This window comes from Streptomyces sp. NPDC002032 (assembly GCF_042890765.1).
GTDB lineage: Bacteria > Actinomycetota > Actinomycetes > Streptomycetales > Streptomycetaceae > Streptomyces.
In genome coordinates this window covers 347,743-360,002 of the sequence record NZ_JBIASM010000001.1, presented here as the reverse complement: position 1 = coordinate 360,002, position 12,260 = coordinate 347,743, and the positions used below count along the sequence as shown (strand labels likewise).

Sequence of the window (12,260 nt, the reverse complement as noted above, 5' to 3'; positions counted from 1 at the left end):
TCAGGACTTCCCGCCGTGCACGAGGGCCGGGTCGACCACGCCCCGCCGCTCCTGCCAGAACCTGCCGTCGCGGACCCGCCAGAAGCACATCAGCAGGACGCCGGCCACCGCGATCCCGATGCCGATGACCAGGGGCGGGCCGAGACCGAACCAGGAGGCCCCGCTGGCGGAGTTCCCCGGGTTGGACATGTCGCTCACGGACTCCACCAGCAGCCAGGCCAGCAGCCCGGCGCCGGCCAGGGGGCCGAGGCCGATGAGGAGGAAGTTGTGCGCGTTCTCCAGGAGGTGGCGGCGGTAGTAGACCGCGCAGGCCACGCCGGTGAGCGCGTAGTAGAAGGCGATCAGCAGGGAGAGCGCCGTGAGGGAGTCGAGCAGGGCGTTCTCGCTGATCTGGTTCACGACGAGGTACCAGGCGATGGCGATGGCGGCCACCCACCAGGTGCTGACGTCCGGGGTGCGGAAGCGCGGGTGGATGTGGGCCAGGTGCGGCGGGAGCGCGTGGCGGCGGGCCATCGACAGGGCGGTGCGGGACGCGGGGATGATCGTCGTCTGGGTGGAGGCGAGGGCGGAGGTGCAGACGGCGAGCAGCACCATCCAGTCCCATCCGCCCATCACCTCGTGGGCGAGGATCGCGAAGACGGCCTCCTCCTGGCCCGCGTTCTCCGCGAGGAACTTGGTCCCGGCGTAGGCGACGACGGCGTAGCCGACGGACAGGTAGGTCACCAGCAGTACGACGGTCGACCAGATGCCCGCCTTGCCGGGGGCGGTGGCGGAGTCCTCGACCTCCTCGGTGAGGTTCACGGCGGATTCCCAGCCCCAGTAGATGAACACGCCGAGCAGCAGGCCGCCGGTGAGCGCGCTGCCGCCGGCGCCGAAGGGGTTGAGCCAGGAGAAGGAGGGCGGGGTGCCGTCCAGGCTGCTGGTGCCGGCGTAGACGCGGTAGATGGCGACCACCGCGAAGACGAGCAGGAAGAAGACCTGGGCGAGGATGAGGACGTCCTGGAGGCGGGCGGACATCTCGGTGCCGATGACGCAGACGGCGGTCATCGCGAGGATCACGACGACGCTCAGCCCCTGCCGGACCAGCTGGTTGGAGGCCCAGCCGTCGAGGCCCGCGGCGAGCAGGCCGAAGTGGACGGCCACGTCCGCGAGGGAGCCGATGACGAGGACGCCGGTCATGGTGATGGCCCAGCCGCCGAGCCAGCCCGCCCAGGGGCCCATGGCGCGGGTCACCCAGGAGAAGGTGGTGCCGCAGTCCTGGTCGACCTTGTTGAGGTAGTAGAAGGCGGCGGCGATCAGCAGCATCGGGACGAAGGACGCCAGCATCACGCCCGGCGCGTAGATCCCGACGAGGGCCACGATCGGTCCGATCACGGCGGCCAGGGAGTATGCGGGCGAGGTGGAGTTCAGGCCGATCACCAGGGCGTCGAGGAACCCGATGGCGTTGGCCTTGAGGCTCGCCTCGGGAGCGGTTCCCGGCATCGTGCCGCCCGGTGTGCCGCGGTCGCCGTCGTCCATGTACGCATCGTCACGCACCCGGCCCGCGCGCGCGAGGCGGGCGGGCCGGGCGGGGCGTGCCACGGACCGGCCCGTCGGCGGGCCACGGACCGGCCCACGGAGCGGCCGGGGGGCCGGTCCGTCTCAGGGGCGGGTGTTCCAGCCGGCCACGACCGGAAGTCCGTGCTCCGTGGACAGGACGCTGACCGTGCCGGTGCGCAGCAGGAAGAGCCGGCCGTCCTCGGGGGCCAGGCCGAGGTAGCGGGCGGTCAGCACGCGCAGGAAGTGACCGTGCGCGACGAGCACCACGTCGCCCCGGTCGGCGCGCAGTGCCTGCGCGGCCCGGGCCAGGACCCGGTCCGCGCGGACGCCGACCTGGGCGGCCTGCTCCCCGGGGTGGTGGGCGTCGCCGGGCGGCACCCCGTCGGTCCACAGCGACCACTGCGGCACGGTCTGCCGGATCTGGGCGGTCGTGATGCCCTCGTAGCCGCCGTAGTCCCATTCGTGCAGGTCGGGGTCGGGGACCCCGTCGGAGAGCCCGGCGAGCCGGGCGGTGGCGACGGCCCGGCTGAGCGGGCTGGTCAGCACCAGGGCGGGACTCTCGTCGCGGAAGAAGGGGGCCAGGGAGATGGCCTCCTCGACCCCGCGCGCGGTCAGCGGCACGTCGGTCAGGCCCGTGTGCCGGCCGTCCGCGCTCCAGGCGGTCTCGCCGTGCCTCACCAGTAGAAGATCACTCATGCTCCGGACCCTAGGGCATGCCCGCTGACTCCCCCCGCCCTCCCGCATGTCGCTGCCGGCCGGGCCGGGGCGCGGGCCAGGGTCGGGCGTCAATGGACGTGAGCACGCGCCGGAGGGGGGCCGGGGCCCTGCGGCCCAGCCCGGGGGGCTCCTGCCGGCCCTGCGGGGCGCGGACGGAGTCGGCCGCGGGGCCGCGGGGCCGGCGCCGGATGAGCGTGGGCCCGTGCGCGGAGACCCTGCTGATCCCGGCCGCGGCCGTGGGCGGATGGGGCCCCGAGGTTCGGCGGCCCGGGGGCCCGCACCTGCGTAGGCGAGCTGCTGCTGCCCGCCGCGGTGGTCGTGGCGGCGGTGGTGCACCGGACCCCGCTGCCGAGGCTGCACGGCCGTCGGGGACGGCCCGGCCCGCCTTGCGTCGATTCGCTGCGGAAACGCTGCAACTTGGCCGCGGCCCCGTCCGTGGCGAGGCTCGTCCCATGGACAAGGCTTCCCCCACCACCGATCGGGACACCGCCCTCTGCGCCGGGTTCGCGGCAGGGGACGAGGGGGCCGTGGAGGCCGTCTACCGGCGCTGGCGGCCCCTGGTACTGGCGCTCGCACGCCGCTCGCTGGGCGACGAGCGCGAGGCCGAGGACGTGACCCAGCTGGTCTTCCTCGCCGCCTGGCGCGGCCGGGGCGGCTACCGGCCCGGCCCGGGCGGGCTCGGCGCCTGGCTCACCGGAATCACCCGCCACAAGGTCGCCGACGCGCTGGAGGCCCGGTCCCGGCGGGCCCGTACGGTGGCCGCCGCCGCGGTACTGGACGGCCCGCACGGGCTCGGCCCGCACCCGGGGACGTCGGGCGCGGCCGGGTGGCCGGGGCCCGAGCAGGTCCTGGACCGGGTGCTGATCACGGGGGAGCTGGCCCGGCTGCCGTCCGCGCAGCGGCGCGTGCTGTGGCTGGCCTTCTACGCCGATCTCAGCCAGAGCCAGATCGCCGCCCGCACCGGCCTCCCGCTGGGCACCGTCAAGAGCCACATGCGGCGGGCGCTGCACGTCCTGCGGCAGTCCCTGGGCGGGCCCCCGGCTCCGGCCCCGCGGCGGGTCCGGCTGCCAGCGCCTCGATGAGGGCGAGGCCCGGCCGCAGCCCGAACAGCCGCTCGGTGCGCGGCTCCCGGTAACGGCCGTCCCAGCCCGGTCCGGCCAGCAGCAGCGCCGAGTGGCCGCGGGCCCCGCGCAGCCCCCATTCGATGCCGGCCACCGACCGGACCAGGGCCCGGTCCGCGGTGGCGCGGGACTGCGACCAGAGCACCACGGCCCGCGGCCCCGTACGCCGGACCGCGTCGCACAGCGCCTCGGCGGGCAGGGCCGCGCCGAACATCCGTACCGGTACGCCGCGTTCCGCGAGGGCTGCCGCCAGCGCCTCGATCGGCAGGCTGTGCAGTTCCCCGGGCACGCAGGCGAGCAGCACCGGGGGCGTGTCCGGCCGCTCGGGCGCGGGCCGGACGCGGTGCAGGGCGGCGGAGACCTGCCAGGACAGCAGGTGCTCCACCTCGACGTACCGCTCCCCCGCCGAGGCCCATTTGCGGCCCACCGCGTGCAGGGTCGGCGCGATGACCTCCTCCCACGCGGTGACCACGCCGCAGTCCGCGAGGGCGGCCTCCAGCAGTTCCGCCACCACCGGCGCGTCCAGGCGTACGGCGGCCCGCGCGAGCCCCCTGGCTTCCGGCCGCACCTCCCCGAGGGGAAGGGCACCGGGCCCGCCCGGCGTCACGGCCGCCGCCCGGCCCCCGGCGCGGGCGGCGGGTGCTGCGCCGAGCGCGGCCCGCGCCGCCTCGGACGGGGGCACGCCCCGCGCGGTCAGCCGGCACATCTCTTCGAGGCGGGCGATGTCCCCGGGGGTCCAGCGGCGGTGCCTGCCGTCCTCGCGGCGGGCCGGGCCGATGGCGTAGCGGCGCTCCCAGGACCGCAGCGTGGTCGGGGACACCCCGAGGCGGCGGGCGACGGCGCCCGTGCTCAGGGCGGGTTCGGGGGGCGGCGCCGCGGGGTCCACCCGGCTCACGATACGGCGCCGGGCCGCCCCTCGCGGAAGCGGCCGAGGCCGTCGGCGAGGTCCACGAGGGGGTCGGGGTAGTCGAAGCGGGCCCGTTCGAGGCCGGGCAGCCGCCAGGGCTCGTGGACGCGGGGCGCGGGCAGGTCGGCGAGTTCGGGCACCCAGCGGTGCACGTAGCGGCCGTCGGGGTCGTAGCGCAGGCCTTGGCGGACGGGGTTGAGGACCCGGTTGGGGCGGGTGTCGGTGCCGGTGCCGGCCACCCACTGCCAGTTGAGCTGGTTGTTGGCGACGTCCCCGTCGACGAGGAGCTCCATGAAGTGCCGGGCGCCGGTGCGCCAGTCCACGTACAGGGTCTTGGCGAGGAAGCTCGCGGCCAGCAGGCGGCCCCGGTTGTGCATCCAGCCCTCGTGGGCGAGCTGGCGCATGGCGGCGTCGACGACCGGATAGCCGGTGCGGCCCTCCTGCCACGCCCGCACCTCCTCCTCGGCGTCGGGGCCGGTGCGCCAGTGGTCCCCGCGGGTGCGGTAGTCCTCGGTCGCGACGGCGGGGCGGGCGGCGAGGACCTGGTGGTGGAAGTCGCGCCAGCACAGCTGCCGGACGAACGCCTCGGCCCCGGGGCCGCCGGTCGTGCGGGCCCGGAAGACGGCCTCGACGGGCGAGAGGGTGCCGAAGTGCAGGTGCGGGGAGAGGCGGGAGGTGGCGTCGCCCGCCAGGTCGTCGTGGGACTCGTCGTAGCGGGTGATCCCGGCGCGCAGCCAGCGGGTGAGCAGGCGGCGGGCCTCGCCCTCACCGCCGCGCGCCAGGCCCGGGGAGACCCCGGCGACGGCGGAGCGGCGGGGCGGCTCCTCCGAGCCGAGGGTGTCGGGGACCCGTACGGCGCGGGGGGCGGGTTCCACGGGCCGCGGCGGGAGCTCCGCCCAGCGGCGCAGGTAGGGGGTGAAGACCGAGAAGTGGTCGGAGCCCGAACCGGAGGGGCGGACCGCCCCGGGGGCCACCGCGGTGATGGTCGTGTCGTGGACGTAGAGCCTGCGCCCCTGGGCCTCCAGGGCCTCGCGCAGGCGTTCCTCGCGGGCGTGGGCGTAGCCGCTGACGCCCGCGGCCATGTGGACCTCGTCGGCGTCGGCCTCCTGGACGAGGGCGCAGACCTCGGCGACCACGTCCCCGGAGCGCAGCACGAGGCGGCCGCCGCGCTCGCGCAGCGCGGCGTCCAGGTCGGCGAGGCAGTCGGCGAGGAAGGCCAGCCGGTTGGGGGCGGCGAACGCGGAATCCTGGATGGCCCGGTCGCGGACGAAGAGCGGGACCACCCGGTCGCTGGAGGACAGGGCGGCCCGCAGCGGCGGATGGTCGTGCACGCGCAGGTCGGAGGTGTACAGGACCACGGCGGTGTTCATGGTTCTCGGCTCCGCGTCAGAGGTGTGGGGGGCGGCTGTCACGGGGTTCTTCGGCGGTGGGGGCCGCGCCGGATGCGGCGCGTTCGGCGGCGCCGGCGATGTTGCGGGCCATGCCGCCGAAGACGATGGCGTGGAAGGGGGAGACGCTCCACCAGTAAAGGTGGCCGAGCAGTCCGTGGGGGTGGAACAGCGCCCGCTGCCGGTACACCGCCCGGCTGCCGCCGGAGCCGGGGCCGGGGCCCGGGCCGGGAGGCGCGCCGCCGGAGGCCGGGGCCGGGGCCGTTCCGGCGGAACCCGCGCCTGCGGACCCCGCGCCGGAAGGACCGCCGCCGGAGGAGCCGCCGCCGGAAGGACCGCCGCCGGAAGGGCCGCCGTCGGCGGGGTCCGCGTGGAGTTCCAGCCAGGCCAGGCCCGGGAGGCGCATCTCGGCGCGCAGGCGCAGCAGGCGGCCCGGTTCGATCTCCTCCACCCGCCAGAAGTCGAGGGAGTCGCCCACGCGCAGCCGGTCGGCGTCGCGGCGGCCGCGCCGGATGCCGACGCCGCCGACGAGCCGGTCCAGCCAGCCCCGTACGGCCCAGGCCAGCGGGAAGGAGTACCAGCCGTTCTTCCCGCCGATGCCCTCCACCACCCGCCACAGCGCGGCGGCCGGGGCGTCGACGGCCAGTTCCCGCTCGTCGGCGTAGAGGCTGCCGCCCGCCCAGTCGGGGTCGGTGGGCAGCGGGTCGCTGGGCGCGCCCGGCAGGGAGGCGGAGGACCACCGGGTCGTCACCTTGGCCTCCCGGACCCGCTGGAGGGCCAGCGCGAGGGCCTGGTCGAAGCCGATCGGGGAACCCGGCGGGTCGGGGACGTAGGCGGCGATGTCGTGCTCGTCGCAGACCACCTCGTGGCGCAGGGACTCCGCGAGCGGCCGGGCCAGCGAGCGCGGTACCGGCGTGACCAGGCCGATCCAGTGGCTGGAGAGCCTCGGCGTCAGCATGGGGACCCGCATGATGAGCCGTCTGGGCAACTGCGCCACGGCGGCGTAGCGGCGCATCATCTCCTCGTACGTGACCACGTCCGGCCCGCCGATGTCGAAGGACCGGCTGACCTCGGGCGGCATGCCGGCGCTGCCGACCAGGTAGCGCAGGACGTCCCGGACGGCGATGGGCTGGATACGGGTGCCGACCCAGCTGGGGGTCACCATCACGGGCAGCCGTTCGGTCAGGTAGCGCAGCATCTCGAAGGAGGCCGAGCCGGATCCGATGATGACGGCGGCGCGCAGGACGGTGGTGGGCACCCCCGAGGCGAGCAGGATCTCCCCGACCTCGGCGCGGGAGCGCAGGTGCGGGGAGAGCTCCTCGCGCGGGACGTCGAGGGGGATCAGCCCTCCGAGGTAGACGATCCGGCCGACGCCGGCCGCGCGGGCCTGCTCGGCGAAGATCCGGGCGGCGGCGCGGTCCCGGTCCTCGAAGCCGGATCCGGTGCCGAGGGCGTGGACGAGGTAGTAGGCGACGTCGATGCCCTCCAGGGCCGCCCCGACCGACGCCGGGTCGGTGACGTCGCCGCGCACCACCTCGGCGCGGCCGGCCCAGGGGTGGTCGCGCAGCCGCTCCGGGGAGCGGGCCAGGCAGCGGACGCGGTGTCCGGCGTCCAGGAGTTCGGGCACCAGGCGGCCGCCGATGTAGCCGGTGGCACCGGTGACCAGGCAGTGCTGGCCGGGCATGTGCGTCCTCCGCTCGTCGTTCCCCCCGCCCCGGGGGCGTTCGGTGGCCCCGGAAGGGATTCGGGCGGGCCGGTGCGATCGGATGCGGCGGCCCGGTCTCCGGGATCCACCATGCCGGTCCCGGTACCGGTTCGCCCCACGACACATCCGAGACCCCCTCCGGCTCCGAAGTAACGGTGAGCGGCGAAGGAGGGAGCGAGATGAGCGAGCGAGGACGACCGCGTACGGCCGTGGTCGGCGGGGGTGTCTCGGGGCTGACGGCGGCGTACGTGCTGGCCCGCAGCCATGAGGTGACCCTGTACGAGGCAGACGACCGGCTGGGCGGCCACGCCCACACCCATGAGGTGAAGGGGCCCGACGGCCGGGTCCGGGCCGTCGATTCCGGTTTCATCGTGCACAACGACCGTACGTACCCGCACCTGCTGCGGCTCTTCGGCGAGCTGGGGGTCGCGACCCGGCCCACCACCATGAGCCTGTCGGTGCACTGCGAGGGCTGCGGGCTGGAGTACGCGGGGGCGCGCGGGCCGCGCGGGCTGTTCGCCCGGCCGCGGTGCGCGCTGCGGCCCGCCTACCTCCGGATGCTCGCGCGGGTGCCGGAGTTCCACCGGCAGGCCCGGCGGCTGCTGGCCGGGCCTGCCGAGACGCCCGAGCCGACCCTGGGCGAGTTCCTGGAGCGCGGCGGCTTCGGGCCGTACTTCACCGGGCACTTCGCGGTGCCGCTGGTGGCCTCGGTGTGGTCCTGTCCGCCGGGGGACGCGCTGGCCTATCCGGCGCGGTACCTGTTCCGCTTCCTCGACCACCACGGGATGCTCTCGGTGGGCGGCTCGCCGCGCTGGCGCACGGTCGAGGGCGGCTCCGCGCGGTACGTGGAGCGGCTCCGGGACGCGCTGGGCGCGGGCACGGTCCGCTCCGGGGCCCGGGTGCGGTCGGTCTCCCGCACGGCGGGCGGGGTGTGGATCACCACCGCCGACGGGGTTCCGGCGGCGTACGACTCGGTGGTGGTCGCCGTCCACGCGGACGAGGCGCTGCGGCTGCTGGCCGACCCCAGCGACACCGAGCGGTCGGTGCTCGGCGCCTTCCGCTACTCCCGCAACCGGACGGTGCTGCACACCGACGCCTCGGTGCTGCCGCGCGCGTCGGGGGCGCGGGGCTGCTGGAACCACCGGCTGTCCGGGTGCCGGCCGGCCGGGGCGCCGGTGGAGGTCAGCTACGACATGAACCGGCTCCAGGGGCTGTCGGGGCCGGAGGCGTACGTGGTGACGCTGAACGCGGCGGCGGGCCGGGTGCGGCCGGAGCGGGTGCTGGCCGAGATGGTGTACGAACACCCGCTGTACACGCCGGAGTCGGTGGCGGCCCAGCAGCGGCTGCCCGGGCTTTCGGGGCCGGTGACGGCCTTCGCGGGGGCGTACCACGGCTGGGGGTTCCACGAGGACGGCTGCCGTTCGGGCGTGGCGGCGGCGGCCGCGCTGGGGGTGGTCTGGTGAGGGCCGGCGGCCCGCGCGGGGCCTGGCCGGCGGCGGGCGGCGCCCTGTACGAGGCCGACGTCCGGCACGGGCGCGGCGGAGGGCACCGGTACTCCCTGCGCCACCGCACGTACATGTGGCTGGTGGACCTGGACGCGCCGCCGCGGCTGCCGGCCCCGCTGCGGGTGCTGGCCCGGTTCGAGGCCCGGGACCACTTCGGCGGTGGCCTGCCGACGATCCGGGCGGGCCTGGACGGGTTCCTCGCGGCGCGCGGGGCGGCGCTGCCCGCCGGGTCGCGGGTGCTGATGCTGGCGCACGCGCGGGTGTTCGGGTACGTCTTCAACCCGCTCTCGGTGTACTGGTGCCACGGCCCGGACGGGGCCCTGCGGCAGATCGTCGCCGAGGTGCACAACACGTACGGGGAGCGGCACTGCTACCTCCTCGGACCGGAGGCCGCCCGCGAGGGACGCGTCCCGAAGGAGTTCCACGTCTCCCCCTTCCTGGAGGTGGACGGGGACTACCTGATGCGGCTGCCGGAGCCCGGCGAGCGGCTCGATCTGACGGTCCGGCTGGCGGGCGGGGCCGACGGGGCCCGGCTGACCGCGACCGTACGGGGCCGGCGCCGCCCCGGGGGCGCGCGCGGACTGCTGCGCGCCGCACTGCGCCATCCCTGGTCCACCGCCGCCGTGTCGGTGGGCATCCGTTTCCACGGCATCCGGCTGTGGCTGCGCGGGCTGCCCGTGCAGCCGCGGCCGGAGCACGTACCCCAGGAGGGTGTGAAGTGACGCTGACGACGCTTCCGGCCGTACCGCCCATTTCCCGGACGAGGGCGGCCGTCGGGCGGCTGATCATCCGCCGGGCCCTGGACCGGCTGCCCCTACAGGTCCGGATGGGACCCGACGGGGTGCTGGGCCGGGGCGGCCCGGCGATGGCCGTGCACGATCCGGCCGCCTTCGAACGCCGGATCGCGGCCGAGGGGCTGATCGGCTTCGGCGAGTCGTACGTCGCCGGGGAGTGGGACGCCCGCGATCCGGTGGCGGTGCTGACCGTCCTGGCCGGGCACGTCTCGGCGCTGGTGCCGGCCCCGCTCCAGCGGCTGCGGGGGTTGTGGGCGGCCCGGCAGCCGGTGGAGCAGCGCAACACCCGCAGCGGTTCGCGCAGCAACATCGAGCGGCACTACGACCTGTCCAACGAGCTGTTCGCCGAGTTCCTGGACCCGACGATGAGCTACTCCTCGGCGGTGTTCCGGGCCCTTCCCGCGCGGCCGGCGGATCTCGCGGCGGCCCAGCACCGCAAGATCGACATGCTGCTGGACCTGGCCGGGGTGGGGCCGGACGTCCGGCTGCTGGAGATCGGCACCGGCTGGGGAGAGCTGGCGATCCGGGCGGCCGGGCGCGGGGCCCGGGTGGTGACCCTGACGCTCTCGCGCGAGCAGCAGGAGCTGGCGCGCGAGCGGATCGCCGCGGCGGGCCTGGCGGACCGGGTGGAGGTGCGGCTCTGCGACTACCGGGAGGCGCGCGGCTGGTACGACGCGATCGTCAGCGTCGAGATGATCGAGGCGGTCGGCGCCGAGTACTGGCCGGTGTACTTCCGCACGCTGGACCGGCTGCTGGAGCCGGGCGGGCGGGTGGCGCTCCAGGCGATCACCATGCCGCACGAGCGGATGCTGGCCACGAAGGACACGTACACCTGGATCCAGAAGTACATCTTCCCCGGCGGGATGCTCCCGTCGGTGCGGGCGGTGGAGGAGACGGCCCGGGCGCACGGCCGGCTGCGGGTGGTGCGCTGCGAGGGCTACGGGGCGCACTACGCGCAGACGCTCCGGCTGTGGCGCGAGCGCTTCGAGGAACGGGCGGAGCGGGTGGCCGAGCTCGGCTTCGACGAGCGGTTCCGGCGGATGTGGACCTTCTACCTCGCCTACTGCGAGGCCGGGTTCGCCTCCGGCTACCTGGACGTCCACCAGTTCCTGCTGACGCGGGACGGGGGTGACGGGCGGTGAACTGGGGTGCCTTCGGGGCCGGACTGGCGGTCGCGGCGGGGGCGGCGCTCGCCGTGATGCTGCTCGCCTTCGCGGTGGGGGTGCGGCGGGGCATCCACCGGGGCGTCGACGTGGCGTGGGGGCTGGGCTTCGCGGCCGTCGCGGTGGCGACGTACGGGTTCTCGGGCGGGGGCGGGGGGCGCCGGCTGCTGCTGATGGTGCTCACCGTGGTGTGGGGGCTGCGGCTGGCCGGGCACATCGCGTGGCGCGGGCGGGGGCACGGCGAGGATCCGCGGTACGAGCGGATGCTGGCGAAGGCTCCCGGGAAGCGGAGCCTGTACGCCCTGCGGATGGTGTACCTGCTCCAGGGGGCCCTGGTGTGGCTGGTGTCACTGCCCGTGGTGGCGGGGACGTACGCGGTCGCCCGGCCCGGCGGTCTCACGGCGGGTCCGGCGGGCGCGCTCGTGGTGGCGGGGGGCGTGCTGTGGCTCGGCGGGATCGTCTTCGAGGCGGTGGGCGACCACCAGCTGGCCCGGTTCAAGGCGGATCCCGCCCACCGGGGGATGATCATGAACCGGGGGCTGTGGTCGTGGACCCGGCATCCCAACTACTTCGGCGACTTCTGCGTGTGGTGGGGGCTGTTCCTGATCGCCTGCGGGTCGGTCGAGGCGGCCGCCGTGTCGGTGCTCTCGCCGCTGCTGATGTCGTACCTGCTGATCGCGGGCAGCGGGAAGCGCCTGCTGGAGCGGCACATGGCCGGCCGGCCGGGCTACGCCGCGTACCGGGCCCGGACCAGCGGTTTCCTGCCGTGGCCGCCGGGCCGGGGCGCCCGGAGCGGCGTCGGGGGCGGAAGCGGCGCGGGGGACGGACGCCCCGGAAGCGGGTGAACCGGGCCATTGGTACAGTCCGGCCATGCCGGTGGACGAACTCGACACCCTGATCCTGCGCCTGCTGATCGAGCGGCCCCGCACCAGCGTCCGCGAGTACGCCCGGCTCCTCGGGGTGGCGCGCGGCACCCTCCAGGCCCGGCTGGACCGGCTGGAGCGGACCGGAGTGATCACCGGGACGGGCCCCGCGCTCTCCCCCGCGGCGCTGGGCCACCCGGTGCTCGCCTTCGTCCACATCGAGGTCACCCAGGGGCATCTGGACGAGGCCGGCGAGGCCCTCGCCGCCGTGCCCGAGATCATCGAGGCCTTCTCGATCACCGGCGGCGGGGACCTGCTGACCCGGGTGGCGGCCCGGGACAACGCCCACCTGGAGGACGTGATCCAGCGGCTGATCCGGCTGCCGGGCGTGGTCCGCACCCGTACCGAAGTGGCCCTGCGCGAGCGGGTGCCCCATCGGCTGCTGCCGCTGGTGGAGTCCGTGGGCCGGGACGCGGCGGCACGGGCGGGTCAGGCGACGCGGGCGGCACGGGAGGAACGGGAGGCACAGGCGGCAAGGGAGACCCGCAAACCCTGACA

Annotated in this window: 11 protein-coding genes; 6 read left to right on the top strand and 5 right to left on the bottom strand. The window is 75.8% G+C overall.

The window, feature by feature from the left end; translation table 11 throughout:
* Positions 1 to 1,518, bottom strand: a complete 1,518-nt coding sequence (locus ACFYYT_RS01330; protein ID WP_385316761.1) for an APC family permease — start codon at positions 1,516 to 1,518, stop codon at positions 1 to 3.
* A 123-nt stretch (positions 1,519 to 1,641) separates the two neighbouring features.
* Positions 1,642 to 2,235 carry a histidine phosphatase family protein gene (locus tag ACFYYT_RS01325; RefSeq protein ID WP_351825774.1) on the bottom strand — a complete coding sequence of 198 codons (594 nt, stop codon included), beginning with the start codon at positions 2,233 to 2,235 and terminating at the stop codon, positions 1,642 to 1,644.
* Positions 2,236 to 2,708: 473 nt separating this feature from the next.
* Between ACFYYT_RS01325 and ACFYYT_RS01320 the strand changes: the two genes are divergently transcribed.
* Entirely contained in the window at positions 2,709 to 3,338 is a 630-nt protein-coding gene (locus ACFYYT_RS01320) for a sigma factor (protein WP_351826069.1), read from the top strand.
* Here the strand turns inward: ACFYYT_RS01320 and ACFYYT_RS01315 are convergent.
* From ACFYYT_RS01315 to ACFYYT_RS01305, 3 genes are read right to left on the bottom strand one after another with little or no spacing between them, the layout of a single operon-like run.
* Complete coding sequence (locus ACFYYT_RS01315; RefSeq protein WP_351826070.1) at positions 3,238 to 4,263, bottom strand: MerR family transcriptional regulator; 1,026 nt, start codon at positions 4,261 to 4,263, stop codon at positions 3,238 to 3,240. The two genes, ACFYYT_RS01320 and ACFYYT_RS01315, sit on opposite strands and share 101 nt — an antisense overlap.
* A 5-nt stretch (positions 4,264 to 4,268) precedes the next feature.
* Positions 4,269 to 5,654, bottom strand: coding sequence for a deoxyribodipyrimidine photo-lyase (locus ACFYYT_RS01310; RefSeq protein ID WP_351826071.1), 1,386 nt, complete (start codon positions 5,652 to 5,654; stop codon positions 4,269 to 4,271).
* 16 nt (positions 5,655 to 5,670) lie between these two features.
* Positions 5,671 to 7,356 (bottom strand): SDR family oxidoreductase, encoded by a 1,686-nt coding sequence (locus ACFYYT_RS01305; protein ID WP_351826072.1) that lies wholly within the window; start codon positions 7,354 to 7,356, stop codon positions 5,671 to 5,673.
* Between the two features lie 200 nt (positions 7,357 to 7,556).
* On the opposite strand from ACFYYT_RS01305, the gene ACFYYT_RS01300 reads away from it, so the two are divergent.
* Genes ACFYYT_RS01300 through ACFYYT_RS01280 form a run of 5 tightly spaced genes read left to right on the top strand, consistent with a single transcriptional unit; the run spans position 7,557 to position 12,258 of the window.
* Entirely contained in the window at positions 7,557 to 8,840 is a 1,284-nt protein-coding gene (locus ACFYYT_RS01300) for an FAD-dependent oxidoreductase (protein ID WP_351826073.1), read from the top strand.
* Positions 8,837 to 9,604 (top strand): DUF1365 domain-containing protein, encoded by a 768-nt coding sequence (locus ACFYYT_RS01295; RefSeq protein ID WP_388606734.1) that lies wholly within the window; start codon positions 8,837 to 8,839, stop codon positions 9,602 to 9,604. The genes ACFYYT_RS01300 and ACFYYT_RS01295 overlap by 4 nt, the downstream gene beginning before the upstream one ends.
* Positions 9,490 to 10,818: a class I SAM-dependent methyltransferase gene (locus tag ACFYYT_RS01290; protein WP_388606888.1), complete on the top strand. Its 1,329-nt coding sequence runs from the start codon at positions 9,490 to 9,492 to the stop codon at positions 10,816 to 10,818. Before ACFYYT_RS01295 ends, ACFYYT_RS01290 begins: the two co-directional genes overlap by 115 nt.
* 56 nt (positions 10,819 to 10,874) lie before the next feature.
* Entirely contained in the window at positions 10,875 to 11,684 is an 810-nt protein-coding gene (locus tag ACFYYT_RS01285) for a DUF1295 domain-containing protein (protein ID WP_351826107.1), read from the top strand.
* A gap of 25 nt (positions 11,685 to 11,709) precedes the next feature.
* Positions 11,710 to 12,258, top strand: a complete 549-nt coding sequence (locus tag ACFYYT_RS01280; RefSeq protein WP_351826074.1) for an Lrp/AsnC family transcriptional regulator — start codon at positions 11,710 to 11,712, stop codon at positions 12,256 to 12,258.
* Positions 12,259 to 12,260: the final 2 nt, after the last annotated feature.